This window comes from Natronomonas sp. CBA1123 (genome assembly GCF_009741925.1).
Lineage (GTDB): Archaea > Halobacteriota > Halobacteria > Halobacteriales > Haloarculaceae > Natronomonas.
Genome location: NZ_WPCC01000005.1, coordinates 79,963 through 103,993, shown reverse-complemented (window position 1 = coordinate 103,993; position 24,031 = coordinate 79,963). Strand labels below are relative to the sequence as shown.

At 66.2% G+C, this 24,031-nt stretch carries 23 protein-coding genes, 1 tRNA gene and 1 other RNA gene; 11 read left to right on the top strand and 14 right to left on the bottom strand.

The features are described 5' to 3' along the window. The first annotated feature begins 1 nt into the window (after position 1). Positions 2 to 1,210, top strand: coding sequence for a cation:proton antiporter (locus tag GJ631_RS04375; RefSeq protein ID WP_156707974.1), 1,209 nt, complete (start codon positions 2 to 4; stop codon positions 1,208 to 1,210). 63 nt (positions 1,211 to 1,273) lie between these two features. Here GJ631_RS04375 and eif1A read toward each other — a convergent pair whose 3' ends face one another. After that, entirely contained in the window at positions 1,274 to 1,558 is a 285-nt protein-coding gene (eif1A, locus tag GJ631_RS04370) for a translation initiation factor eIF-1A (protein ID WP_268105271.1), read from the bottom strand. A 141-nt stretch (positions 1,559 to 1,699) separates the two neighbouring features. Between eif1A and GJ631_RS04365 the strand changes: the two genes are divergently transcribed. After that, entirely contained in the window at positions 1,700 to 4,165 is a 2,466-nt protein-coding gene (locus tag GJ631_RS04365; RefSeq protein ID WP_156707973.1) for a DEAD/DEAH box helicase, read from the top strand. A gap of 1 nt (position 4,166) precedes the next feature. Here GJ631_RS04365 and GJ631_RS04360 read toward each other — a convergent pair whose 3' ends face one another. After that, the gene (locus GJ631_RS04360; protein WP_156707972.1) at positions 4,167 to 5,315 is read right to left on the bottom strand and encodes an MBL fold metallo-hydrolase; all 1,149 of its coding nucleotides are present in this window, start codon (positions 5,313 to 5,315) and stop codon (positions 4,167 to 4,169) included. A gap of 84 nt (positions 5,316 to 5,399) precedes the next feature. On the opposite strand from GJ631_RS04360, the gene GJ631_RS04355 reads away from it, so the two are divergent. Together GJ631_RS04355 and GJ631_RS04350 are read left to right on the top strand one after the other, a co-directional pair. Next, complete coding sequence (locus GJ631_RS04355; RefSeq protein ID WP_156707971.1) at positions 5,400 to 6,032, top strand: hypothetical protein; 633 nt, start codon at positions 5,400 to 5,402, stop codon at positions 6,030 to 6,032. A 75-nt stretch (positions 6,033 to 6,107) separates the two neighbouring features. Then, positions 6,108 to 7,052: a hypothetical protein gene (locus GJ631_RS04350; protein WP_156707970.1), complete on the top strand. Its 945-nt coding sequence runs from the start codon at positions 6,108 to 6,110 to the stop codon at positions 7,050 to 7,052. Positions 7,053 to 7,056: 4 nt separating this feature from the next. Here GJ631_RS04350 and GJ631_RS04345 read toward each other — a convergent pair whose 3' ends face one another. From GJ631_RS04345 to GJ631_RS19165, 5 genes are all read right to left on the bottom strand, one after another. Beyond that, on the bottom strand, positions 7,057 to 7,752 hold the full coding sequence (locus GJ631_RS04345; RefSeq protein ID WP_156707969.1) for an Sjogren's syndrome/scleroderma autoantigen 1 family protein: 696 nt from the start codon (positions 7,750 to 7,752) through the stop codon (positions 7,057 to 7,059). Positions 7,753 to 7,789: 37 nt separating this feature from the next. Further along, positions 7,790 to 9,142 (bottom strand): APC family permease, encoded by a 1,353-nt coding sequence (locus tag GJ631_RS04340; protein WP_156707968.1) that lies wholly within the window; start codon positions 9,140 to 9,142, stop codon positions 7,790 to 7,792. 142 nt (positions 9,143 to 9,284) lie between these two features. Then, positions 9,285 to 9,358 (bottom strand) — tRNA-Lys (locus tag GJ631_RS04335). Between the two features lie 40 nt (positions 9,359 to 9,398). Next, complete coding sequence (locus GJ631_RS04330) at positions 9,399 to 10,052, bottom strand: hypothetical protein (RefSeq protein ID WP_156707967.1); 654 nt, start codon at positions 10,050 to 10,052, stop codon at positions 9,399 to 9,401. A gap of 103 nt (positions 10,053 to 10,155) precedes the next feature. Then, positions 10,156 to 10,290: a hypothetical protein gene (locus GJ631_RS19165; RefSeq protein WP_255453900.1), complete on the bottom strand. Its 135-nt coding sequence runs from the start codon at positions 10,288 to 10,290 to the stop codon at positions 10,156 to 10,158. Between the two features lie 309 nt (positions 10,291 to 10,599). Here GJ631_RS19165 and GJ631_RS04325 point away from each other — a divergent pair, with 309 nt between their 5' ends. The 4 genes from GJ631_RS04325 (at position 10,600) to GJ631_RS04310 (ending at position 16,688) form a co-directional block, all read left to right on the top strand. Beyond that, entirely contained in the window at positions 10,600 to 10,941 is a 342-nt protein-coding gene (locus GJ631_RS04325) for a hypothetical protein (RefSeq protein WP_156707966.1), read from the top strand. A 102-nt stretch (positions 10,942 to 11,043) separates the two neighbouring features. Further along, on the top strand, positions 11,044 to 12,840 hold the full coding sequence (locus tag GJ631_RS04320) for a nitrite/sulfite reductase (RefSeq protein ID WP_156707965.1): 1,797 nt from the start codon (positions 11,044 to 11,046) through the stop codon (positions 12,838 to 12,840). A gap of 110 nt (positions 12,841 to 12,950) precedes the next feature. After that, positions 12,951 to 15,569 (top strand): PAS domain S-box protein, encoded by a 2,619-nt coding sequence (locus tag GJ631_RS04315; RefSeq protein ID WP_197424822.1) that lies wholly within the window; start codon positions 12,951 to 12,953, stop codon positions 15,567 to 15,569. A gap of 21 nt (positions 15,570 to 15,590) precedes the next feature. After that, positions 15,591 to 16,688 (top strand): aminopeptidase, encoded by a 1,098-nt coding sequence (locus tag GJ631_RS04310; RefSeq protein WP_156707963.1) that lies wholly within the window; start codon positions 15,591 to 15,593, stop codon positions 16,686 to 16,688. A gap of 7 nt (positions 16,689 to 16,695) precedes the next feature. On the opposite strand, the gene GJ631_RS04305 is transcribed toward GJ631_RS04310, so the two are convergent. The 5 genes from GJ631_RS04305 to GJ631_RS04285 form a co-directional block, all read right to left on the bottom strand. After that, positions 16,696 to 17,070 carry a hypothetical protein gene (locus tag GJ631_RS04305; RefSeq protein ID WP_156707962.1) on the bottom strand — a complete coding sequence of 125 codons (375 nt, stop codon included), beginning with the start codon at positions 17,068 to 17,070 and terminating at the stop codon, positions 16,696 to 16,698. An 89-nt stretch (positions 17,071 to 17,159) separates the two neighbouring features. Then, positions 17,160 to 18,173 (bottom strand): matrixin family metalloprotease, encoded by a 1,014-nt coding sequence (locus GJ631_RS04300; RefSeq protein ID WP_156707961.1) that lies wholly within the window; start codon positions 18,171 to 18,173, stop codon positions 17,160 to 17,162. A gap of 89 nt (positions 18,174 to 18,262) precedes the next feature. After that, an RNA gene (gene rnpB, locus GJ631_RS04295) (RNase P RNA component) lies at positions 18,263 to 18,676 on the bottom strand. A 54-nt stretch (positions 18,677 to 18,730) separates the two neighbouring features. Further along, on the bottom strand, positions 18,731 to 19,870 hold the full coding sequence (locus GJ631_RS04290) for a nicotinate phosphoribosyltransferase (protein ID WP_156707960.1): 1,140 nt from the start codon (positions 19,868 to 19,870) through the stop codon (positions 18,731 to 18,733). A 71-nt stretch (positions 19,871 to 19,941) separates the two neighbouring features. Next, positions 19,942 to 21,387 (bottom strand): Hvo_1808 family surface protein, encoded by a 1,446-nt coding sequence (locus GJ631_RS04285; RefSeq protein ID WP_156707959.1) that lies wholly within the window; start codon positions 21,385 to 21,387, stop codon positions 19,942 to 19,944. A 106-nt stretch (positions 21,388 to 21,493) separates the two neighbouring features. On the opposite strand from GJ631_RS04285, the gene GJ631_RS04280 reads away from it, so the two are divergent. Next, positions 21,494 to 22,072, top strand: a complete 579-nt coding sequence (locus tag GJ631_RS04280) for a cysteine hydrolase family protein (RefSeq protein ID WP_156707958.1) — start codon at positions 21,494 to 21,496, stop codon at positions 22,070 to 22,072. On the opposite strand, the gene GJ631_RS04275 is transcribed toward GJ631_RS04280, so the two are convergent. Beyond that, positions 22,069 to 22,527 (bottom strand): PaaI family thioesterase, encoded by a 459-nt coding sequence (locus GJ631_RS04275; RefSeq protein ID WP_156707957.1) that lies wholly within the window; start codon positions 22,525 to 22,527, stop codon positions 22,069 to 22,071. The two genes, GJ631_RS04280 and GJ631_RS04275, sit on opposite strands and share 4 nt — an antisense overlap. Before the next feature lie 98 nt (positions 22,528 to 22,625). On the opposite strand from GJ631_RS04275, the gene GJ631_RS04270 reads away from it, so the two are divergent. After that, positions 22,626 to 22,907 (top strand): hypothetical protein, encoded by a 282-nt coding sequence (locus GJ631_RS04270; RefSeq protein WP_156707956.1) that lies wholly within the window; start codon positions 22,626 to 22,628, stop codon positions 22,905 to 22,907. 6 nt (positions 22,908 to 22,913) lie between these two features. Here the strand turns inward: GJ631_RS04270 and GJ631_RS04265 are convergent, their stop codons facing one another. Further along, positions 22,914 to 23,570, bottom strand: coding sequence for a lactate utilization protein (locus GJ631_RS04265; protein WP_156707955.1), 657 nt, complete (start codon positions 23,568 to 23,570; stop codon positions 22,914 to 22,916). Between the two features lie 168 nt (positions 23,571 to 23,738). Between GJ631_RS04265 and GJ631_RS04260 the strand changes: the two genes are divergently transcribed. After that, the gene (locus tag GJ631_RS04260; protein WP_156707954.1) at positions 23,739 to 23,915 is read left to right on the top strand and encodes a DUF5786 family protein; all 177 of its coding nucleotides are present in this window, start codon (positions 23,739 to 23,741) and stop codon (positions 23,913 to 23,915) included. Positions 23,916 to 24,031 lie beyond the last annotated feature (116 nt).

The window sequence follows — 24,031 nt, the reverse complement described above, 5'->3', positions numbered from 1 at the left end:
GATGGCGGCGCTGTTGTTCGAGGCGGGGGTGATGTTCAGCGTCCTCGCCGTCGCCGGGGCGGTCGCACACCGAATCGACCTGTCGGTCATCCCGTTTTACGTCGTCTCGGGGGTACTCGTGAGTCCCTACGTTTTCGGCGAGTTGGGCCTGCCGGCCCTGCAGGATCAGGAGTTCATCACGCTGCTGGCCGAGTTCGGTATCGTCTTCCTTTTGTTCTTTCTCGGCTTGGAGTTCAGCCTCGACCGACTGCTCGAATCCAAAGAAAACATCGGCAAAGCCGGGGCGCTCGACCTCGCGGTCAACCTCCCCATCGGCGTCGCCATCGGCCTCGCGTTGGGGTGGTCACTCTTGGAGGCGTTCGTCCTCGGCGGCATTGTCTACATCTCCTCGTCGGCCGTCATCACGAAATCGCTCATCGATTTGGGGTGGATTGCAAACGACGAGGCCCAGCCGATGCTCGGGACGCTCGTCTTCGAGGACCTGTTCATCGCGTTCTACCTCGCCGTGCTGTCGGCGGTGATACTCGGCGGTGGGACGTTCATCGAGGTGCTTCAGCAGGTCGCAATCGCGATGGGCTTTCTGACAGTCCTCGTGGTCGCGGTCTACTTCGGGTCGGCGTACTTCGAAGCGTTCCTCGACGTCGATTCCCAGGAGATGTTCGTCATCCGCGCCGTCGCCATCACCGTCCTCGTCGCCGGCGGCGCGCTCGCTTTGGGCGTCAGCGAGGCCGTCGCCGCCTTCTTCATCGGCATGGGCTTTTCGGGGACCGACCACCTCCACGACCTCGAACGGCGACTCATCCCCCTTCGTGACGTGTTCGCGGCGGTCTTCTTCTTCTGGATAGGGCTCAACACCGACCCGACAGTCTTCGGGAGCGTGGCGATTGCTGGCCTCCTCGTCCTGTTAGTCGTCGCGACGACGCCGACGAAACTCCTGACGGGCTTTCTCAGCGGCCGTATCTACGGACTCGACGACCGCCGTAGCATCCGTGTCGGCTGTGGAATGGTCACTCGCGGGGAGTTCTCGCTCATCATCGCGGCGCTCGCGGCCGGCTCCGGCGGTTCGGTCGTGTTAAGCGAAACGATTCCCTCGGTGGCGGTCGGCTACGTCCTCGTGATGAGTATCCTCGGGACGCTGTTCATGCAGTACGCCGGGCTGTTCGAGCGGTTGGTCGTCAGCGAAAAGCCGGCCTCCTCCGGCGCGGACTAACCGCTCGGGCGGCGGCGTATCGTCGGGTCGAAACATCCGGCGCGGGCACGCCGAGTCGAAAATTCAGTCGATGTGGCCTTCGCGACGCAGTTGGGCGGCGTCCTGCCCGTCGTACCGCCATTCGACGTCCGCCTTCTCGTCCTGGAACGACCACGGTTCGATGAGAACGACGTCGTCCTTGTTGACCCACGTCCGGAAGCGCATGCGGCCGGGGATTCGGCCCATTCGCTCCTTGCCGTCGTTACACCGGAGGCGCACGCGGCGGCCACCCAGCATCTCGGTTACGACGGCGAACATCTCGTCTTCCCCCGGCATCCGGAGGTTCTTCCGTTGTGTCTCTTCTGTCACAATATAAATAGACCCTCTGAACGTTTAAACCGTCGGATTTTCCCTGGTAAGAGGTATCACGTTTCACTCGATAGCGGGCGGAGACCACTTTCACCCCGCTGGCCGAACCCTTATCCGCCGAAACGACGAACTCCGGGGTAGATGGCGACAGCGACGGACGGCACGGAGTACATCGAGGGGCCGATGCTCGAAGACGGCCTCCTCGAGAAGCGACGCTACCAGCTCCGGCTGGCCGACACCGCGACCCGCGACCACACCCTCGTCTGTCTGCCGACGGGACTCGGCAAGACGGCCGTGAGCCTGCTCGTCACCGCCGAGCGGCTGGCCGACCACGGCGGTAAGTCCCTGTTGCTCGCGCCGACGAAACCGCTCGTCCAACAGCACGCCGACTTCTACCGGGAGGCACTGGCCGTCGACGACGAAGAAGTGGTCGTCTTCACCGGAGACGTACGGCCCGACGACCGCGCCGAGTTGTGGGAATCGGCGAAAGTGGTCTGTGCGACCCCGCAGGTCGTCGAGAACGATCTCGTCGGCAACCGCGTCTCGCTGGCCGACGTGACACACATCACCTTCGACGAGTGCCACCGCGCCACCGGCGGCTACGCCTACAACTACATCGCCGAACGCTACCACGAGGACGCCGAGAACCCGCTCGTCACGGGGATGAGCGCTTCGCCGGGCGGCGACAAGGAGGAAATCCTCACCGTCTGTGACAACCTCGGACTGCGGGAGGTGGCGGTGATGACCGAAGACGACGCCGACGTGGCCGAACACACCCACGACACCAGCGTGGAGTGGGAGCGCGTCGAACTCCCCGAGACGGTCATCGAGATTCGGGACGCGCTCAACGAGGTGATTTCGGAGCGACTGGAGAAACTCAAACAACTCGGCGTCACGAACTCGACGGACCCGAGTATGTCACAAACGCAGTTGAACGCCATCCGGGCGAAACTGCAGGACCTCATCCACAACGACGACGGTGACGGCTACAAAGGGATGTCCGCCCACGCCGAGATAATGAAACTCCGGCGGGCCGTCGAGTTAGTCGAGACACAGAGCGTCGAATCGCTGCGCCGGTACTTCGAGCGCCAGCGGGACGCCGCCCGCTCTTCGGGCGCCTCGAAAGCGAGTCAGCGGTTCGTGAGCGAGCCAAAGGTGAAAAACGCGATGCGGAAAGCCGAGGCCTTCGAGGACCTCCATCCGAAGTTCCGGCGGACGCGCATCCTCCTGGCCCAGACGCTGGGCATCGAGGACGGCGAACGCGTCATCGTGTTCACCGAGTCCAGGGACACCGCCGAGACGCTGACGGAGTTCCTCGGCGAGCACTTCACCACCGAGCGGTTCGTCGGCCAGGGCGACAAGGAAGGCTCCGACGGGATGACCCAGAAAGAACAGAAGGAGACCCTCGACGACTTCCGGAACGGCGAGTTCGAGGTGCTCGTCTCCACCAGCGTCGCCGAGGAGGGACTGGACGTTCCCGACGTGGACCTCGTGTTGTTCTACGAACCCGTCCCGAAAGGTATCCGCTCCATCCAGCGGAAGGGCCGTACCGGCCGCGCCAGCGATGGCCGTGTGGTCGTTCTCCTCGCCGAGGACACCCGCGACGAGGCGTTCTTCTGGATTTCCCGCAACGAGGAGAAGAAGATGGAGGAGGAACTCCGGAAACTGAAGAACATGGAGGGCGAAATCGAGTCCGAAATCGCCCAACAGACCGGGTTGGCGGAGTTCGAGGATTCAGCGGGCGACGGCGAGGACGACGATGGCGAGGACGGCGACGGCGGGACGGAAGCCGACGCCGAAACCGCCGACCCAACTGACGACGGGGACGGACAGGCCGGCCTCACCGACTTCGCCGGCGAGGTAGCCGACAGCGAAGAAGACGGCGAGGACGAAGACGACACCGAACCGGAGGGGACCGTCGCGACGGCCGAACCGGACGGCGAGACGGTCGAAATCGTCGCCGACCAGCGCGAACTCGACTCCCACATCGCCCGGGACCTCTCGACGCGGGACGGTATCGAGACGCGACTGGAGACGCTCGAAGTCGGCGACTACGTCCTTTCCGACCGCGTGGTCGTCGAGCGCAAATCCGTCGAGGACTTCCTCGATACGCTCGTCGGCGGCGACCGCTCGATGTTCGAGCAGGTCGGCGCGGCCGCCCGCTACTACGCCCGACCGGTCGTCATCATCGAGGGCGACCGACTGTACGAGGCCCGCAACGTCCACCCGAACGCGATTCGGGGGGCGCTGGCGTCGCTCGCAGTCGACTTCGGCGCGAGCGTGATGCAGACTGCGGACCCCGACGAGACCGCCGACTTACTGGAGGTTATCGCCACGCGCGAACAGGAGACCGACGACCGGACCGTCTCGGTCCACGGCGAGAAGGGCGGCAAGACGCTGACCGAACAGCAGGAGTACGTCGTCGGCTCTATCGCGGAGGTCGGGCCTATCACCGCCCGGGCGCTGTTGGAACACTTCGGCAGCGTCGAGGATGTGATGACCGCCGAGGAAGACGACCTGCTCGACGTGGAGGGCGTCGGTGCGGTGACCGCAGAGCGGATTCGGGAAGTGACCGGCACGCCCTACGCCGACCGCCGCGAGGAGTGAGTTATTCGGCCGTCACGGCGCAGTTGTTCGGCCCGAGTTCCAACTCGAAGGTGTCGTCCTCGGCGACGGTCTCGCGGCCGAGATTCGCCGCGATGATGCGCTCGAAGTTCGCGGGTGGCGCCCCCATCGACTCCAGCACTCGCTCGACGAACGCCTTGCGAGACTCCGCGAAGACGGCGAGCCGTTCGCGGAGGTCGCCGAGTCGTGCGGTGTAGGTGCCGTCGTCGGCCGGCTCTGTCCCGGGTGGGACGTGGCCGGGAGCGACGACCGTCTCGTCGGGCAACGGCGCAAGGCGTTCGGTGAGCGTCTCGTGGAGCGTTCGGGCGAACTCCGGGGCGGACTCGTCGCCCTGCTGGAGGTCGGGACGTGGAGCGCCGTCGAGGAAGAGCGAATCCCCCGACAACAGCAGGTCGTCGACGCAAAGCGACATCGCGCCGGTGGTGTGGCCGGGCGTCGAAAGCACCTCGATTGTGTGGTCGCCGAGGTGAATCCGGTCTCCGTCGGCGACCGTCTCGACCTCGTAGGTGACACCGCGGCCGGCCGCCGTCTCCGAGAGGTGTGTCGCTGCACCGGTCGCCTCGGCGACGCGCCGGAGTCCGCTGAAGTGGTCGGCGTGGACGTGCGTATCGAGGACGTGCTCGACCGAAGCGCCGTCGGCTTCCGCATCGGCAGCGTAGCGGTCGGCGAACACCCGCAGCGGGTCGACGACGAGTGCCTCCTCGCCGGAAACGACGAGGTAGCCGAGACAACCGCTGGCCGGGCGGTGGTACTGATACACCGTCGCCGTCGTCGCGTCGCGGGCAATTCGCTGTCGACGGTACACCCGCGCCCAGCCGTGCATACCGCCGGCGAGGTTGACCGCGTCGACGCCGGCGTCGGTGAGCATCGCCGCGACTTCGGCGCTGGCTTCGCCGCGAGGGCAGACGACGACGTAGGACTCCTCGGGGTCGACTAACTCCTCGACGCCGCCGGTCGCCTGGGCGCCGAGAAACTTCATGTACGGGACGTTGACCGATTCGACGCTCGGACCGTCGATTCGCCAGGCGTCGACCTCCTCGCGGTTCCGCACGTCGAGGAGAGCGACCTGCCGTCGGGATTCGATGCGGTCGGCGAGGGCCTCCGGAGCGATTTCACCCGCACTGTCGGACATATCGTACTCTACGCGTTTCGGGGCCATAAACCGACCCGCCGGCACGCCGCGGAGTTATTTGTGCGTGGGACACCCACACGCCGCATGGACAGTTCCGAGTTCATCGAGGCGGTCCGGGCGGACAACGAGACGGCGCTGGACCGCCTCGGCTCCGAGAAGGCACTCGTCGCGACGACGCGGGCCGCACTGGACCGCGAGACGGTGCTCGAAACCGCCGCCGCCGCGGAGGCCCGCGCCGCGGTGACCTTCGAAGAGTGGGCCGACGACGAAGCCGACGACGAGGCCCGGGCGGCGTTCGCCGAGACGGCCGACACCGAGCGCGACCACTCCGAGCAGGTGTCCGCGCTGGGCGAGATGGACGCTGGGGACCCGTCCCCCGACGCACTCCACGACTACCTCCGAGGACTCGACGACACCGCCGCACGCGTCGGTGCAGGGCTCGTCGCTCGACCGCTCGTGGCCTCCCGGAGCCTCCTGCAGGTAATCAACTTCTTCGTCAACGAAGGTGACAACGCCGCTGCCGAGACGTTCCGTGACCTCCGGGCCGAAACCGACGAACAGGTCGAGGCGGGCACGGCGCTGTTGGAGCAGGTGTCCGAAAGCGACGACGACTGGGAGCGCGCCGCGATGGCCGCCAGCGAGGCCATCGACGCCGCCTACGCCGAGTATGCCGACAGTCTCGATTCGCTGGGCATCGACCCCAAGCCCGTCTGTTGAGTCTCACATGCTGGTCCGATTATCGGTGGCTATACTCGCCCGTAGTTTGAAGGCCGCTCTCGTCCGATATCGACCATGTCCCTCCAATCGAATCGACGAACGTGGGGTCGCTCTACCCGCCCGGTCGCGGCCGAACTCGCCGCCGTCATCGTAGCGCTCGTAGCGTTATCGGTCTGGCAATACGTCGCGCGGGAGTTCCTCATCCCGGCTGTCGGATTCGCCCCCGGTGGCCCCGGATTTGAGGCCGTCGACAGCCTCCTCGTCGCGGGCGGTATCACCGGGGGACTGCTCCTCGTCGGCGTCGTCGCGGTGGTCGTCGTCTACACGAGGGTCAGGAACGTGGCCGTCGGCATCGCCCTTCCGTCGACCGATAGCGTGCCGACCGTCGTCGCCGCGGTGCTGGCCCCCGTTGCTCTCGTCACCGCGACGAAGTTAGTCGGCACTCTCACAGGGACCACGTACAGTGCGCTTCTCTTGCGGAGTTACGGACCCGCGGCGACGGTCGAGCATTTCGTCTCGATGACGATTCTGACGCTGTTCGTCGGCGTTCCGATGCTCGTTCTCGTCTGTCAGGTGCTGGTCCAGGGGAGCGTTCGCCGCGTCGTCGACGGCGACACCGCCGTCGCGCTCACGACGCTGGTCGGTGGGTTCCTCCTCGTCGACGCCTCCGGTGGCCTCGATGTCCTCCCGGAGTTCGGGCGAACCGTCGGTGCCGGACTGTTCGTCGCCGCCATCGCCGTGGCGCTGTACGGAACCGAGCGTTTCGAGCGTTCGTGGGTTCGATACCTGTCGGTCCTCCCGGTCGCGATACTCCTCGGAGGGACGGTCGTCGCCGGCATCGCGGCCGTCGAAACGGTTCCCGAAGTGCTGTTCGTCGGCGTGAAACTCGCCGTCATCGGCGTCGCGGCCTCCACCTACGACCGAACGGACTCACTGCTGGTTCCGGCGGTGGTCTACGCGAGTTTCCTCGCGAGCAGCGAAGCGGTCGTCTACGTCTTCGAAATCGGCGTTCAGAGCTAGGGAGTCAGAGCAGTCGGAGTTCCCGAAGGGTCTCGGTCGCCTCGCGGGCGGCGGCAAAGAGGTCGCGTTTCCGACCCACGTCTCGGGTTTCCTCGGCCCGTCGGGTCAGGTTGGTTATCTCGCGGACGAGCGCCGCCTCCGCCTCCCCGAGGTCGCCAGCCTCCGATTCGGTTGCCGAGCGCTCGCGGCGGGCCGGCGGGTCGACGCGGGCGGGCCGTCGGTCGCGAGCGGGTGCCGGGCGCGTCTCCTCGGCTGTCTGTGTTTCCGCGGGCTGTCGCGTCTCGGCGGGCTGGTCGTCGGTCGGTTCGGTCTCCGGTGTCTCGGGTGTGTCTGGCGCCTCCGGTTGCTCGACACCGGCGTCCACGTCGCCCTCGGCACTAGCGCTGCTGTCGACCTCCGTCTCCCCGTTGGTGGCTGCCTGAGCGTCGGCCGACTCGGCCGCCGCGGGCGCCTCGCCGTCGGCGCCCGCCTCGTCGGCGAACTCGCCATCCTCGGTGACCTCACGCTGGCAGGTCGGACAGAACTCCTTGCCGTCGTAGCGGAACACCGGAGAGTGACACTCCGGGCAGTGGCGGTTCGTCATCGTCGCGCCCTGCAACAGGAGTTCGCTCATCCGCTCCGAGGCCTCCCGTTTCTGTTTGTCGCGCTCGAACTGCTCGCGCAGTTTCTCGCGCTCGGCTTCGCGGTCGAAGTCGCTCATGCCCGGACACACGCGACTGCACCGGAAAAGAACTGCGCTAGGACTCGTGGTCGTGGAGCCGCCGCATCCGTTCGGGGAGGTCCACGCCCGCCTGTCGGAAGCGCCGCACCCGAAGCCGGAAGACGACCCACCCGAGACAGAGCCAACCGAAGACGACCGCCCCTATCCACGGGAGTTCGGTGAGGAGAGCGACCCACAACAGCACCGCCGAGAGGACGCTGCCGACCGCCGTCACCCGGAGCAAGGGCAACGGGAGCCGGTACAGCGAGTACTCGTAGCGCTGGGGGAACAGTTTCGGGAGGTTCCACAGCGCCAGCCCGCCGACGAAGACGGCGAAGAGGATGGCGAGCGACAGCGAAATCGAGAGGACGACCGGCGACGGTGTGACCGGGACCAGGAGAACCGGCGGCACGCCGAGCAACAGCACCGACCGGTGTGGCGTGTCGAATCGGTCGCCGAGCGCCGCGAATGCCTCGGGAATCACGTCGTCCCGGGCCGCACGCATGATGGTTCGGGAGTAACTGGCGAAGGTGGTGTTGACGGAGGTGAGCGACCCCAACAGCGCGGCGGCGACGACCAGACCGACGAGCGGCGCCGGGAGGAACTGACCGGCGACAGCGGCGACGGCGGCGTCGAGGTCGTCGACCCCGCGCCAGCCGGCGACGCCGACGAAGACGGCCAACAGCGCGACCATGAGCGTCAGTCCGATGGCCGCCGACAGCACGAGAACCCGCGGGATGTTCTCCGCCGGGTTCTCGATTTCCTCGCCGATTTCGATGACCATGCTGAATCCCCGTAGCGGGAAGTGCAGCGAGACGACGGCGACGACGAACGGGCCGACTCCGTTCGGAAGCGGTGGCGTGAAGTTGCCCGCGTCGACGTAGAACGCGCCGGGGACGACGAACGCGAGGATGCCGGCGACGAGGACGGCGACCATCGCCATCTGAAGCCACGCGACGACCCGGATACCGACGACGTTGATGAGGAGGAAGGCGAGCAGGATGGCGTACATCAGCCCTTCCTGTGGAATCGGAAGGAAGTAGCCGACGTACTCGGCGAAGCCGTTGGCGGTGAACAACAGCCCCGCCCAGACGCCGGGAACGACCATCCACGGCGTCGCAAACCCCCAGAACGGCGCGACGAGCCGCGAGCCGTACACGTACGTGCCGCCGGCGACCGGAATCGCACCGCCCAACTGGAGAATCGTCAGCAGGCTAAAAACGAGCGGAACGCCGGCCAGAAGCATCGCGAGGACGACGCTGGGACCGGCATCCGCCGCCAGCGGCGCCGCGAGGACGAAGATGGCGATGCCGATGACGTTGCCGACCACGAGCCCCGTCGCGCCGAGGAGCCCGACTCGCTGGTCGATGACTCCGTGCTCGGTAGACATTGACAACCAAGCGTCTCGCGGCGACGGGGTAACCGTAGCGCCTCCATACGCCGGTCGTTTATGCCGCGCCGCTTTGCTCGTCGCGTGGAACCGAACAGGCCTCGCGGTGCTCGGCACTGTTCGGTGTTGCTCCTCGCAGAAGCGGGCCGAGAGGGATTTGAACCCCCGGCCATCTGGTTAAAAGCCAGATGCTCTGCCGGACTGAGCTATCGGCCCTCACGACCGACTTGCCGCGGTTCGCGGTAAATCCTTTCGATTACAGATACTCCTCGAGTGCCTCGGCGACGATGTCGCCGGGGTCGACCTCTTCGAGGGCGGCGTGGCGGCGGAGCTCCCGATAGGTGTCCGGCGGGATGGACACCGACAGCACCCCGAGGTCGATGCCTTCGGCGGCCAGGGCGTCCTCGACCGTGGCCCCCCCGTTGACGCGGGAGGCGATGGAGCGGACCTCCCGAACGGTGAGGTCGTGGTCGAGCGCCGCCCACGCCAACAGGTACCGCGACTCGCCGGAGACGCGGGCGATGTGTTTGGCGGCAGTGGGCGCGATTTCGCCCAACGCGACGTGGCGGCGGATGGAACGCGGCAGGTCGTGGACCCGGGCCCACTTGCGGATGAACGAGATAGTCGCCTCGCCATCGGCGCGCTCGGCGGCGGCCTTGTACGAACCGGTGCCGCGGACGAGAGCCGCACAGGCGGCGGCTCCCCGAAGCATGTAGACGTTGTCCTCGCTGCCGACGGTGTTGGTGGCGAACCGCCGGACGGTGTCTGCGGCATCCGCGAGGCTCTCGGGGTCGTCGGGGTCGAACTGGACGGCGCTGTCGCCGGCGACGCGTGGGTCACGGCGGATGACCGGCTCGCCGACCGGCGACTCGCGGTCGGCCGGCGGTTCCCCGTCCGGGTCTCGACTCATTGCCCTGCGGTACGGCGACCGGGATGAAAAACGTCTCGGCGCTGTGTAACACCGCTGCCAGCGCGATGTTCCGAGCCGCTACGTGGCAGTCTCGCCACGGATGTTAATCGTCGCGCTCGTCGCGTTCGTCCGACATGTGCTCCCAGATTTCGGTACAGCCGCAGCCGTCCTGCACGTCGTCGAGGTGGCTGGTGTCTATCTCTTCGTCTTCCGGCGTGTCTTCGAGTTGCCTACTCATCGCGAATCCTCCTCGTACAGCTCGGGAGCCACGTCCGCGGAGGTGTGCTGACGCGTCCCCTCGCGCTGTCGGTCTGTCATCGCTCCCTCGTAGTACAGGCACCCGTATAAGCGACTCTCAGCCCGTAATCCCTACCCGGGCTCCCGTGTTGCGGACGGTACTGCCCCTTTCTCCGACGGCGCTGTTCGAACGAAAGCGCACGAAGGCGGCCGAATCACTCGCCGAAGCATCGTCACCGAATCCTCCGACGCCCGGCAACGGCTGTGACGGTCGACGGTCTTACCCGCACGCGGGGTCTGACATCCGGGTATGCCGACCTCCGTCCACCAGCTCGACGACGGCGCGTGGCTCAGCGTCAACGACGCCCGCGAGGTGAACGTCAGCGACCTCTGGTGGCTCGCCCGCCACGACTTCTGTTCCTGCGAGATGGCCGATTTCCTCGCCGAGGGGTTCGTCGAAATCGGCGTCGACCACCCGAACGTCGAGGGCCGTATCGCCGGCCAGTGTATCGACTGCGGCGAGAGCGGGGTCACCGACTGGCTGACCTTGGGACGGGTCGTCGACCCGGATTCGGGACGGTTCTACGCCGTCGATACCACGAGCGTCCACGTTCCGGAGCGGCGGCGACGCCTGGCACGCCCGCCCGAGTAGTGGCGAACACGAGAAAGCGGAGATTTTCTCCGGGAAGGGTGAGACGCGGGGAGGCTTGACGAGAGGGGGCGTGGTATATGGATGGGAGCGTAGGGTACGGATATGCCGAGCAAGGTCGAGGGCTGGAAGGACGAGGTCTACGGGACGGAAATCCGGGACCACCTCCTCCAGTTCGCCGAAGCGGGATGGAGTTCCATCCCCGAAGACGAACGCGACGCCTGGTTCGAGCGGTTCAAATGGTGGGGGCTGTACCACCAGCGGAAAGGCCAGGAGTCGTACTTCATGATGCGTATCGGAACGCCGAACGGTCGGCTGACGCCCGAGCAACTCCGAGTCGTCGGCGAAATCGCAAAGGAGTACGCCACCGGACCGGTCGAGAACCCCGAGTTCGGCGACGCCTACTGTGACTGGACGACCAGACAGTCCATCCAACTCCACTGGATTCAACTGCAGGATATCCCCGACATCTTCGAGAAACTGGAGGCACACGACCTCTCGACGATTCAGGCCTGCGGCGACTCCTGGCGCAACATCGTCGGCTCGCCCGTCGCGGGCCGAGACGCCGACGAACACCTGAACGCCTGGCCCGTCATCCAGGAACTCCACGAGGAGTTCAAGGGCAACGACGACTTCTCGAACCTCCCGCGGAAGTGGAAGGTCTCCGTGACCGGCGACACTCGTGGCTCCGGTCAGGGCGACATCAACGACCTCGCCTTCGAACCCGCAGTCAAGGAAATCGACGGCGAAGAAGTCAAGGGCTTCAACACGCTCGTCGGCGGCGGTCTCTCCCGGAAAGAGGAGCGCTTCGCCCGCGATATCGATGTGTTCGCCCGCCCCGAGAACGTCGCCGACGTGTCGGCCGGTATCTCCGCGCTGTTCCGCGACCACGGCGACCGCGAGGACCGCTTCAACGCCCGTATCAAGTTCCTCGTCGACGAGTGGGGTCCCGAGAAGCTCCGGTCGGTGCTCCAAGAGGAGTACATGGAGTACGAACTGCCCACGGCGGGGGAGAACCTCCGGGAGCAGTACAATTACAACGCCGGCAAGGCCGACGAACCCGGCGACTACATCGGCGTCCACGAACAGAACGACGGCCAGTACTTCGTCGGACTCTCCGTGCTCGTCGGCCGCCAGTCGGCCGACGACGTCATCGAACTCGCGGACCTCGCCGAGGCGTACGGTTCGGAGATGATTGGCCTCACCCAGCGCCAGAACCTCATCGTCGCCGACATCGCCGAGGATGACCTCGACGACTTCCTCGACGAACCGCTTCTGGAGACGTACTCGCCGGACCCACACCCGTTCATGCGCGGCTCTATCGCCTGTACGGGCACCGAGTACTGTTCGCTCTCCATCGTCGAGACGAAGAATCGGATGGTCCGGTACGCCCGCTGGCTCAAGGAGAACGTCGCCGTTCCGGGGGGCGTCGAGGACTTCCACATCCACCTCTCGGGGTGTACGGCCTCCTGTGCCCAACCGCAAATCGCCGACATCTCCCTGCGCGGGATGAAGACGCGCAAGGACGGCGAACCCGTCGAGGCATTCGACATCGGACTCGGCGGCGGACTGGGCGAGAACCCGCAGTTCGCCGACTGGGTCGAGATGCGCGTCGCCGCCGACGAGGTGCCGGGGTACATCGACAACCTGCTCCGGGTCTACGAGTCCGAACGCGAGGAGCGCGTTGTTCCGGAGGAACAACGAGGGCGAGACGGCGAAGCCGTCGAGCGAGAGTCATTCCGTGAGTTCATCGCCCGACACGAGGACGACGAACTCACCGGAATGGCCGAACCGGAGGAGACCTCCTACGAGGACCCCTACCTCGGCAACACGAAGATGACGTGGTACCCCTACGCCGAGGACACCGAGATGGACGCGGCGCCGACGCCCGCCGACGACTAGCTCTTCGGTTTCTTCCAAACACCAGAAGTTGCAATAGAGGGCTCGAGGCGCGTTTTCACGCCGTGATTACGAGCGCGCGTTTTAATGGTCTCAAACCGATAGTGATGACTATGGGTGGGGGAACGATTCACGTTCTGTACGTCGACAGCGGGCCACCGTCTGCTGGCGACATATCGAGACGACTCGAATCCGCACGCGAGAGCCTTCGGGTGACGACCGTCGATTCGGGGTCTGTCGACGCGCTGTCGACGGAACTCGCCGACTGCGTGGTGTGTGACTGTGCGCTTTCGGACCCGAGCGCGGCCGAACTCCTGGAAGCCGTTCGCGAGGAAGACACCGAAGTCCCGCTCGTGCTGTTTACCGATGACGTGGGCGGGCGGACGGCCGACGAATCGATTCCGTCGTTCGTCGACGCCTACGTGCCCAAACAGGGCGAGGGTCGCGACCACGAGCGCCTGTTGGGACGCATCGAGGACCTCGTCTCCCGGCACCGCTCGGAGACGAACTATCGGGAGGTGTTCGAGAAGGCGGCCGTCGCGATGTCGGTTCGCGACCCCGAAACCGGACGATTCCTCGACGTCAACGAGCGGTACTGTGAACTCACGGGCTACTCGCGGGGGGAACTCATCGGCCGAACGAGCGAGGAGGTCGGCGGGGAACACGCGGGGTACACCGCCGACCGCGCCCACGAACTGCTCCGGCAGACCATCGAGGAGGGGTCACAGACCGTCGAGTGGGTCAACGAACGGCGCGACGGCACGTCCGTTCGCGTCCAGGCGACGCTGAAGCCCGCCGAAATCGACGGGCAGACGAGAGTGCTCGTCAGCCTCCACGACGTCACCGACCAGCGCGAGCGGGAGGCCGACCTCGAGCGGAAGAACGACCTCTTCGAACGGACACAGCGCATCGGGCACATCGGTGGCTGGGAACTCGACGTCGAGACCGACGAGCTACGCTGGACCGACGAGGTCAGGCGGATACTCGGCGTTCCACCGGACTTCGACCCAGACCCCGATGGCGTTGTCGAGTGGTTCCATCCGGACGACCAGCCAACGGTCCGTGAGGCGTTCAGCCGTTCGGTTATCGAGGGTGAACCGTACGATATCGAGGCACGAGTTACGACCGACGACGGTGACACGCGGTGGGTTCGCATCCGTGCGGACCCGCAGACGACCGGCGACGGCCAACGACGAATCAGAGGGACGGTACGAGACATCACCGACCGGAAACGGCGCGAGGAGCTGCTGCACGAACTCCACCACCGGACCCGCGAACTGATACGTGCGGAGACGCCGACAGAAATCGCACACATCGCCGTCGAAACGGCCGAGGAGACGCTCGGGTTGCCGCTCAGCGGTATCCACCTCGACGACGGCGACGGGACACTTCGGGCGGCCGCCGTGACGGATGCGGTACGCGAACACGTCGGCGAGAATCCCGACTACGACCGTTCGAGTACCGACCACGGCGACGAACTCGCGTGGGAGGTTTTCGAGTCCGGGGAATCCCGACTCATCGAGGACATCGATACCAACGGCGACCTCGATATCGACTCTGCGATTCGAAGCGGGTTGGTGTACCCCCTCGGCGACCACGGGGTGTTCATCACCTCCTCGCCCGACCCCGAGCAGTTCGGCGAGGAAGAGCAGGCGTTCGCGGAGATGCTAGCAGCGACGACGACGGCGGCGCTCGACCGTGCCAAACGCGAACAACGATACGATGCCATCTTCAATCAGACCTTCCAGTTCACGGGATTGACGCAACCCGACGGAACGCTCACCGAGGCCAACGACACGGCGCTGACCTTCGTCGATGCGACTCGCGAGGAGGTCACCGGGAAGCCGTTGTGGGAGACGCCGTGGTTCCAGTACGACGACGACACCAGGCAGTTGGCGCGGGACGCGGTCGAGCGAGCACGCGCCGGGGGGTTTTTCCGTGGGGAACTACCCATTGTCGGCGGCGACGGCGAGGAAATCATCACCGACTTCTCCCTCCGACCGGTCACCGACGAAACCGGTCAGGTCATCATGCTCGTTCCCGAGGGGCGGGACATCACCGAACTCAAAGAGCGGGAGGCCGAACTGGAGCGGAAAAACGAGCAGCTAGAGGAGTTCGCAAGCGTCGTCTCCCACGACCTGCGAAACCCGCTTGCGGTCGCGAGTGGCCACCTCGAGTTGGCCCTCGAGGAGTACGACGACGACAACCTCGAGTACGTCAAGGAGGCCCACGACCGGATGGAGTCGCTCATCGACGACTTACTGGCGCTGGCCCGACAGGGGACTTCGGTCGACGAGCGCAGGGTCGTCGACCTCGAAGCGACCGTCCGCCGCTCGTGGCGAACCGTCGAAACGGGGGATGCAACTCTCCGAGTGGCGTCGAACGGCTCCTTCGAGGCCGACCCGAGCCGACTCGGGCAACTGTTCGAGAACCTGTTTCGGAACGCGGTGGAATACGCCGGCAACGCCCCGACGGTGACCGTCGGCGTACTCGACGATGGCGATGGATTCTACGTCGAAGACGACGGTCCCGGAATTCCGCCGGAGCGACGCGACCGGGTGTTCGAGGCCGGTCATACGACGAGCGAGACGGGGACGGGATTCGGCCTCCGAATCGTCGAGCGCATCGCGACCGCCCACGGATGGACCATCGTGGTGACCGAAGGCGCCGACGGCGGCGCTCGGTTCGAGGTGACGGGGGTCGAGATGCGTGTGGACGGAAAGACCGTTTAGCACCCCGGTCGAGGTGAACGTATGGACGAACGCGTACGCGAACACGCCGAGGTACTCGTCGAGTGGAGCGCACGAATCGAGGCGGGCGACGACGTACTCGTCGACGTCGCCGAGGACGCCCACGAGTTGGGCGTCGCCGTCGCCGCGAAACTCGGCGAGGTCGGTGCCAACGTCGTGACGACCTACGGCTCCGACGAACTCGCTCGGGCGTATCTGAAGGCCCACGACGGCGATTTCGAGGCCGGCGACCACGAACTCGCGCTCGTGGAGAATGCCGACGCCTACCTCCGGTTGGGCGGCGGCCGCAACACGACGGCGACCGCCGACGTCGACAGCGAGGCGCGACAGGCTTACACCCGCGCCCGAAGCGCCGTTCGGGAGGCGCGGATGGACACCGACTGGGTGTCGACGGTCCACCCCACCCGGAGTCTCGCCCAGCAGGCCGGCATGGCCTACGAGGAGTACCAGGAATTCGTCTACGACGCCGTACTGCGCGACTGGGAGTCGCTGGCCGAGCGGATGGCGAAGGTCAAGGAGGTCCTCGACGACGGCAGCGAGGTCCGACTGGTCATCGAACGCGAGGACAGACCGTCGACCGACGTTATGATGTCAATCGAGGGCCGGACCGCGGTGAACTCCGCGGCGTCGGTGGCCTACGACTCCCATAACCTCCCCTCGGGAGAGGTGTTCACCGCCCCCTACGACACCGAAGGTGAGGTGTTCTTCGACGTGCCGATGACCATCAACGCCCGTCGGGTTCGGAACGTCCACATCGTCTTCGAGGACGGTGAGGTGGTCGACTTTTCGGCCGAACAGGGCGCGGACGCCCTCCAGTCGGTGTTGGACACCGACCCCGGCGCTCGACGCCTCGGCGAACTCGGCATCGGGATGAACCGCGGCATCGACCGCTTCACCGACAACATCCTCTTCGACGAGAAGATGGGCGACACCGTCCACATGGCGGTCGGCCGCGCCTACGACTCGAACCTCCCCGACGGCGAGACTGGCAACGAGTCGGCCGTCCACGTCGACATGATTACCGACGTTTCTTCGGCCTCGCGGCTGGAGGTCGACGGCGAGGTAATCCAAGAGAACGGCCAGTTCTGGTTCGAGGCGTAGTGGGTCGTCAGTCCCCGTCGTCCCTCGGGTCGGAGGGTATCACCCGTGCGACGGCGTCGTCGAACGTTTCGGCGTACGTCGCCGTCAGTTGACTCATCGACAGCACCGTCGTGAGAAAGCGGTCTTCGGCGCGGTCGGACAGTTCCTGCATCGAGTCGAAGCGTCCGTCGACGACCCCGTGGACACACCCCGAATCCACGCCCGTCGTGCGTTCGAGGGCGTGTAACTGCATGTGCGTCATCGCGCGGGCGGCACTCGTCGTCTCCCGCTGGAGGGTCGACCCGGTCGAAATCAGCTCGAAGGCGGTCCGACTGAGCTTCCGTTGGGCTTCGGTGGCGTCGGGCAGCGGGGAGAGTCGCCCGCCGGGTAGTACGTGTTCCATGGTAACACTCCGCGGCTGTCAATCGACTTTCACTCCGTGCGTATAAACGTTCGTCGGAGTTCGAAATTCAATACCGGTCGGCGTCGAAGCTACTCCCACCACGCGCTCCGCCGCTCCTCGTAACTCGCGCTCTCTCTGAGCGGTTCGGGGTACTCGCTGTCGTCGGCGTGTCCGAACCCGGTTCCCAGCCATCGGCCGACGTGCCAGCCGATTACGTCGACATCGAGGTCGACCAACACGATGGTCAGCGAGTCGTAGTACTCCAGGGCGCCGTCGCCGTCCTCGTCGCCACCCGAGAGGGTGCCGCAGGACCCCGGGCCGGTTCGACACGACGTCGTCCCGTCGAACTCGATGACGATGTCGGCCGATTCGCGCGAATCGGCGGCGTAGAACGTCACGTTCTCGGGGACGGTGCCGTCGGCGCCGTCGGCGTAGTAGCCGAGTGCGGCCCGGACCTGCCGTCTGGCTTCTTCGCGGTCGGCCTCCGGCAGCGCTTCGTAGTCGGCGTACACGAGGAGTTCGTTCGTCCGCCAGGGCAGCGCACGGTCGGTCGCGTTCGGCTTCGGGACGGTGTTCAACGACGAGTACGCCTGCATGACTGCTTGGGGGGCGTCGCCGTGGCGCAACCCGAGGGTGTGTCCGAACTCGTGTTTCAGCACCTGGACGGTCGAATCGTCCGAGAGGCCGGTTCGGACTCGCACGTCGACCGGCCGGTCGACCTGTCGGGCGTCGGTCAGAACGGGGGCACAGCCGGCGGTGTGTTCGTCGCTGTGGGCGCCACAGTCGGAGACGCGCTCGACGAACCGGACGTGGATGTCGGCGTTCTCGGCGGAGTCGACCAGTCGCAGCCCCACGTCATAGCCAGCGTATCGCTGGCTGTTTTCGGTCCAGTAGGCCGCAGCCCGGTGGACCAGCCGTCGGTAGTCGCGGTCGTCGCCGGCCGGTGGTTCGTAGCTGACCGTGACGACTTCCGAGCGCCAGTGGTTGTCGGGGTCGCCGTCCCAGTTGTCGGTGTGTTCGAGAACGTCGGGGTTTATCGGTCCGACACACCCCGAGAGGGCGAGCAACAGCGCGACAGCGACGACACACCACCGGCGGTTCATCGATTCGACGGACGCGTGTGAGATAAAAGACAGTTTCGACCGATTCGCCGGGGCGAAGCGACGCCCGTCGGCGAGGCTACGTACGTAGTGGCTGAGGGTAGTAAGCCCCCTTCTGTTTTCACCCGGCATTCGGCTGAGCACCCGTCGCGTCTCCGGGCTACCAAGTGCGACGGGCTTGCACCGGTGAGGATTCGCCGTTCCATCCGTTCTTCCGCGTCTCCTCGCGGTCTAACGACCACGCGCGCTCGGCGGGTTAACTCCCTTCCCTTGCGGGTCGGTTCGCGCGCTTGCGGCAGGGCCGCAAGCGCCGAGGGCCGCCGTCGGCGGCCCTCGCGCCTCATCGCTCGGCGGAAGCGGTCTCGTTTCTGTTCCAGTGCCAGCGGTCTCCCGCTCCGGGCTTGCGCCCGGTCACCTGCCCGGAGGGTGGGGGGACTTTCCGTCATGGGCGCGTCGCCGACGCGAAACGCCGGGAGCGAACCCACGGGGACCGGGCTTCCTCTGCCGTTCGTCGGTAGGCGAGTCGCCCGTTTAAGGGATTCGGTGGTCCGAGCGCCGACTCACTCGGTGGCCCGGAAGCCGACGCGTCGGGCGTCGGCCGCCGCGCGGTCGATGGCCGCATCGAGGTCGAACTCGGCGACGACCTCTCCGTCACGGACGAGCGGTTCGAACAGCGACTCGCCGTCGGTCGGTCCCGGTTCGTCGGCCAAGGCGACGTGGTGGCCGCCGTCGGGCGTCCGATACACCGACTTCTTCCCCGAGAGTTTCCCCTTTTTGGCGGCCGGTTCGCCCTCGATTTCGACGATGTCGAGGGCGAAATCCACCGGGTCGGCGTTGGAGATGTAACTGCCGACGCCGAAACCGTCGGCCACGTCCCGCAGTTGTCGAATCGTCTCCGGCGTGATGCCGCCGCTGACGAAGATATCGACGTCCTCGTGGCCCTCGGCGTCGAGTTCCCAGCGTGTCTCGCGGATGATGTGCCTGAAGTCGCCGCGCCGAGAGCCGGTCGTATCGAGGCGGACGCTGTCGAAGCCCAACTCCGCGGCCCGAATCGCCTCGTCGGCCTCGTCGTCGTAGGTGTCACACAGCGCGATGCGGGGGATGTCCTCGTCGACCGCCTCGTCGAAGGCCCGCCAGGCGTCCTCCTGATTCCCCGGTCCGAAGCAAATCATCAGGGCGTGCGGCATCGTCCCCGACGCGGTCCGGCCGAGCTGGTCGCCGGCGGCGACGTGAGAGAAGCCATCGAGACCGGCCAACAGCGCGTTCCGCTCGACGACCGTGGCGATGGAGGGGTGGACGTGGCGGGCGCCGAAACTCAGAACCGAACTGTCGGGGGCGGCCCGCCTCGCCTCCAGCGCCGCCGTCGCGATGCCGGAGGCGTGAGAGAGAAAGCCCAGAAGCGACGTTTCGAGCCGACAGAACTCCAGGTACGGTCCCTCGATGCGCATCACGGGGCCGCCGTCGAACAGCGTCCCCTCCGGCAGGGCGTCTACGTCCACGTCGTAGCCCGCCAGTAGGTTCGCGGCGTCTTTCACGCCCGCGAACACCTCGAAGGCGCCGGTGGCGAACTGGTCTGCGGTCACTTCCGCGACGACCTCGGGGTTCCGACCGGCGTGTTCCAGCGCCTCCTCGGTCCGCAGGAAGTAGGCGTCCGTCGCCCGGCCCTCGACGATGGCGGACTCCGGAACGATGTCGAACATATCGGTGACTCGTGGGGCACGTCGAAAAAGGTAGTCGTTGTCCGCCGGACTGTCGCTGTCTCGCCGTCGAATCAGCCGTCGGCCGGCGCGTACACGTCACCGAGGTCGTCGACGGTCGGTGCGTGGACGACCGTCACCGACCGGCCGTCCCGTTCGACCCACACCGCGCCGTCGAAGGGGCTGTCGGCGGCGGTGAACCGCCAGACGGTCGATTCCTCGCGGGTCTCGACGGTTTCGGCGCCCCAGTACTCCAGCAGGTCGGCGTGGCCGCCGTGGAACTCGGTGGCGTTTGCTCGGTCCTCGAACGTGACGTTCCAGACGTAGGCGGTTTCGTCGCCGGCGGCGTAGGCGTGGAGTCGGTCGGCGTACCACCCCTCGGCGTAGGAGACGTCGTAGGTGAACGGCCGGGTCGAATCGAGTCGCCCCGTCGTCGCGTTGCGGTTGTAGAAGGCGCCGCTGTCGATGAGCGCGTTCTCGCGGTCGTAGTCGTCGGCGAGCGTGTAGGCGAACATCGAGACGATGCCGGCCTGTCCGACCGTCGCGTGGTCGGGACCGTTCGTCGGGGTGACGCGATTCCACTCCGTGTCGTTGCGGTCGGCGACGGTCGCCGTCCCGTAGTCGTCGGTGCCGTAGGTGCGGGGATACACCACCTCCGCGCTGGTGTCGGGCACGTCGTCGTACATCGGGTCGATGGAGTCCCATCCGCCCCGCTCGCGGTGGTAGTTGACGAACGACGGCCCCTCCGAGTACGGGAAGAAGCCCGCGTAGTAGACGCCGAAGTGGAAGTTCTCACCGGGAGCGCCGGCCGAGGTGCCGGTATCGACGCTGACACACTCCCACTCGCCGCTCTCGCAGTTACGTTGGTAGGCGTTCTCGACGACCGTCGCGTCGCCCTCGACGAGGCCGTTGCGAGCGTTGACGGTGTCCATCGTTCCGGTGGGTAGCGACGAGAGGTTGAACCGCTGGTCCTGCAGAGCGTGGACGAGTTCGTGGGCCAGCGTGAGTTCGCCCTCCAGCGTCGCGGGGTCGGACTCGCTGACGATGACGAGTCGTTCGGCTCCCGGTTGGTAGAAGCCGAGGACGTTGTCGCCGCGATTGCCTCGCCGTACGTCGACGACATCGCGGTCCGACCCGACCAGCAACAGCGCCTCGTACTGGGTGTTCTGGAGGACGCGGGCGTCGTCGCCGGGCGTCGGTGTGGTGACGTTGCCGAACTCCTCGCGGTACTCCCGTCTGGAGATGATGTCGACGTCGACGCGCTCCTCGAAGCGCTGATTCCGGAGGAGTTGGACGCGTGCCATCGCCCGCGAGACGACCGCCTCCTGTTGGCCCTCCGTGAGTCCGTCGGCAGCGTCGAACTCGAAGGTGTCGTTGTACCAGTAGCCGTCGTAGTAGCCCAACCGCTCGTCGTCGGGCGGTGGGGCGGGTTCGGGCGCGGGCGACTGATAGCCGGCCGAACAGCCCGCTAAAACGAGCATCAGCGCCAGAGCAATCGCCGCCGTCGGTCGCCGCTTCATTACCGACACCGACGGCCTCCACGAGCAAAAGTTCACGGCAGTCGGACAGCCTGGTGGTGTCGCCCGCGGGATAACGGTTTTGCGCTCCCCGTCCGAACCGTCGCCCATGAGCCTCGAATTGGACCCGGACAGCACCGCCGTCGTCGTCGTCGACATGCAGAACGGCTTCTGTCACCCGGACGGGTCGCTGTACGCGCCCGGGAGCGAGGCGGCCATCGAACCGTGTGCCGACCTCGTAGAGGACGCCCGAGAGGCGGGCGCGTCGGTCGTCTTCACCCGCGACGTACACCCGCCCGAGCAGTTCGAGGGCAACCACTACTACGACGAGTTCGACCGCTGGGGCGAACACGTCCTCGAAGGCTCCTGGGAGGCCGAGTTAGTCGAAGAACTCGACCCACGCGACGACGAGCTGGTCGTCGTGAAACACACCTACGACGCATTCCACCGGACCGAACTGGAGGGGTGGCTGGAGAGCCACGCCGTCGACGACCTCATCATTTGTGGGACGCTGGCGAACGTCTGTGTGCTGCACACCGCCGGCAGCGCCGGCCTTCGGGATTACCGGCCGATTCTCCTCGAAGACGCCGTCGGCTACATCGAGGAGGACCACCGCGAGTACGCCCTCGAACACGCCGACTGGCTGTTCGGCGAGGTCCGAGAACGGACGGACATCGAGTTCGTCTAGCTCCGGAACAGCCGGTAGGCGCCCTGTCCGACCGCGATGAGTTCCTCCGAGCCGTCGGGCGTCTCGCTTACGACTTCGATGTAGGAGACGCCGACGGACCCGCCGGCGCGGATGACCTCCGCCGTCGCCGTCAAATCGCCCGCCGCCGGCCGGAGGTAGTTGACGTTGAGGTTTATCGTGGCGATGTCGTCGTCCAGCGGGTCGGTGAGATACGGCCGCAGCGCGATGCCGCCGACCACGTCGATGAGCGTCGAGGCGACGCCGCCCTGTACCGTCGGCGGGTCGGTCGGATTGGTGAGTTTGTCGTCGAAGGGGATGGTGCCGACCATTCGGCCCGTCTCGAACTCCTCGACGGTGAACCCGAGCCACGAGAGGAACTCGTGTTCGTTCTCGAGGTACTGCTGGAGCATCGCGACGGCCTCCTCGGGCACGTCGTGTGGTTCCACGTCTGTCATGTCACTCCCTGCCGAGCGCTGGGGCTTGTATGCTGGGGTCGCCGCCCGTTTCCCGCCCCCTGCGTTCAAGTCGGCGGCGGTCCTACGTCGGGGCCACGATGGAGGAGTTCGACGCCGAGGCACTGGCGGCCGGCCTAGAGACGTTCGGCGGCGACGAGGCCGAGCGCCGTGCAGTCGCACGACACGCTCGCGACCTCGCCGACAGCGGCCGCTACGTCGAGGATGCCGACGTCGAACTCACGCCCGAACACGTCGTCGTCCAGTTGGCCGACGCCCCCGAAGGCGGCCCCGCCGAACGGTGGAACTGGTGGCTCGGCGCCCTGGAGTTCGCCTACGGGGGGTACGCGGAGTTCCAACTGCGCCGCTGGGAAAACAAGTAACCCTGCTCAGTACCCCAACTGCTCGCGGACGAGGACGACCGTGGTTCGGCCCTCTTCGAGTTCCTGCCGGAAGATGAGCTGTTTCGCGACGGCCGACTCGACGCCGTAGGCCTCCTTCGCGCGTTCGTTCTCCAGCGGGTAGGCGACGGATTCGAGTCGGTCCAGTGCGTCCTCCAGCGTCGGGACGATTTTGTTCACGCCGCTGACGATGACGACGTTGCTCGCGGCGAAGGGGTAGGCACCGATGCGGCTCCCCGAGCGGTCAGCGGCGACCAACTCGCCGGTCTGTGCGATGGCGTTGATGCCGCCGAGGAAGTAGTCGGCGGTCTGTGCCTCCCGGCGGGCGGCCTGTCGCTCGGCGTCGTCGTCGATGCTCCAAATCTGGTCCGGCAGGCTCTCCCAGTCGTGGTCGCCGTCGGAGAGGTACTCGACGAAGCCGATCTCTTCGAGCGTCGTCGAGTGGCCGTTCATCACCGAGGCGCTGCTCGGAACCTGTGACTGTACCGTTTCGAGTGCCTCCTCGGCGGTGTCGACGACCACGACGTCGAACCCGTTGGCTTCGAGGTTCTCGACGGCTTCCTCGATGGCGCCGTCGTCGGCTTCGCTATCGAGTTCGGCGTCGATTTCGGTGTCGTCGATGTAATCGGATTTTTGCTGAGACATAGTGGGTTAGTTCTCGCTTCTTCGTAGCGGTCGACGGATGTTAAGCGCTCGCGGACGCCGGTGTTAGGTGGTTACAGTGACGATACGCGACGGTGTGTCACGGAGCCCGATATCACCCGGTGGGCGGTATCCCGACGCTTTTCCGTGCGGGCACGTATTATCGAGTATATGGGCTTCGGTAGTTACGACGAATCCGAGCAGAAAGACCAGAACGTCGAGACCGACGATTCGGAAGCCGTCAACGTCCACGAGAAGGACCACGACGGTGACGTGAACTTCGAGTTCGACGACGAGGAGTCGCTCATCGACCGTCTCGGTGAGATGAAAGACGACGACGAGGAGTGACCTCGACCGTGAGCGCGTAGCGCCCGCTGTCTCGGAGATAGCGTCCACCGACGGTTTCGTGTTCTTTCGTCCGATAGCTGTCGCTCCGTCCCTCGCCTCTGACGGTTCCGATAGGC

What these genes read in the sequence shown, in the direction of transcription:
- GJ631_RS04280 (WP_156707958.1), top strand. Translation starts at nt 21,494, where the DNA reads ATGAGCCTCGAATTGGACCCGGACAGCACCGCCGTCGTCGTCGTCGAC.
- GJ631_RS04350 (WP_156707970.1), top strand. Translation starts at nt 6,108, where the DNA reads ATGTCCCTCCAATCGAATCGACGAACGTGGGGTCGCTCTACCCGCCCG.
- GJ631_RS04290 (WP_156707960.1), bottom strand. Translation starts at nt 19,870, where the DNA reads ATGTTCGACATCGTTCCGGAGTCCGCCATCGTCGAGGGCCGGGCGACG.
- GJ631_RS04360 (WP_156707972.1), bottom strand. Translation starts at nt 5,315, where the DNA reads ATGTCCGACAGTGCGGGTGAAATCGCTCCGGAGGCCCTCGCCGACCGC.
- GJ631_RS04275 (WP_156707957.1), bottom strand. Translation starts at nt 22,527, where the DNA reads ATGACAGACGTGGAACCACACGACGTGCCCGAGGAGGCCGTCGCGATG.
- GJ631_RS19165 (WP_255453900.1), bottom strand. Translation starts at nt 10,290, where the DNA reads ATGAGTAGGCAACTCGAAGACACGCCGGAAGACGAAGAGATAGACACC.
- GJ631_RS04310 (WP_156707963.1), top strand. Translation starts at nt 15,591, where the DNA reads ATGGACGAACGCGTACGCGAACACGCCGAGGTACTCGTCGAGTGGAGC.
- GJ631_RS04325 (WP_156707966.1), top strand. Translation starts at nt 10,600, where the DNA reads ATGCCGACCTCCGTCCACCAGCTCGACGACGGCGCGTGGCTCAGCGTC.
- GJ631_RS04320 (WP_156707965.1), top strand. Translation starts at nt 11,044, where the DNA reads ATGCCGAGCAAGGTCGAGGGCTGGAAGGACGAGGTCTACGGGACGGAA.
- GJ631_RS04365 (WP_156707973.1), top strand. Translation starts at nt 1,700, where the DNA reads ATGGCGACAGCGACGGACGGCACGGAGTACATCGAGGGGCCGATGCTC.
- GJ631_RS04265 (WP_156707955.1), bottom strand. Translation starts at nt 23,570, where the DNA reads ATGTCTCAGCAAAAATCCGATTACATCGACGACACCGAAATCGACGCC.
- GJ631_RS04340 (WP_156707968.1), bottom strand. Translation starts at nt 9,142, where the DNA reads ATGTCTACCGAGCACGGAGTCATCGACCAGCGAGTCGGGCTCCTCGGC.
- GJ631_RS04260 (WP_156707954.1), top strand. Translation starts at nt 23,739, where the DNA reads ATGGGCTTCGGTAGTTACGACGAATCCGAGCAGAAAGACCAGAACGTC.
- GJ631_RS04305 (WP_156707962.1), bottom strand. Translation starts at nt 17,070, where the DNA reads ATGGAACACGTACTACCCGGCGGGCGACTCTCCCCGCTGCCCGACGCC.
- GJ631_RS04285 (WP_156707959.1), bottom strand. Translation starts at nt 21,387, where the DNA reads ATGAAGCGGCGACCGACGGCGGCGATTGCTCTGGCGCTGATGCTCGTT.
- GJ631_RS04330 (WP_156707967.1), bottom strand. Translation starts at nt 10,052, where the DNA reads ATGAGTCGAGACCCGGACGGGGAACCGCCGGCCGACCGCGAGTCGCCG.
- GJ631_RS04345 (WP_156707969.1), bottom strand. Translation starts at nt 7,752, where the DNA reads ATGAGCGACTTCGACCGCGAAGCCGAGCGCGAGAAACTGCGCGAGCAG.
- GJ631_RS04315 (WP_197424822.1), top strand. Translation starts at nt 12,951, where the DNA reads ATGGGTGGGGGAACGATTCACGTTCTGTACGTCGACAGCGGGCCACCG.
- GJ631_RS04355 (WP_156707971.1), top strand. Translation starts at nt 5,400, where the DNA reads ATGGACAGTTCCGAGTTCATCGAGGCGGTCCGGGCGGACAACGAGACG.
- GJ631_RS04270 (WP_156707956.1), top strand. Translation starts at nt 22,626, where the DNA reads ATGGAGGAGTTCGACGCCGAGGCACTGGCGGCCGGCCTAGAGACGTTC.
- GJ631_RS04375 (WP_156707974.1), top strand. Translation starts at nt 2, where the DNA reads ATGGCGGCGCTGTTGTTCGAGGCGGGGGTGATGTTCAGCGTCCTCGCC.
- GJ631_RS04300 (WP_156707961.1), bottom strand. Translation starts at nt 18,173, where the DNA reads ATGAACCGCCGGTGGTGTGTCGTCGCTGTCGCGCTGTTGCTCGCCCTC.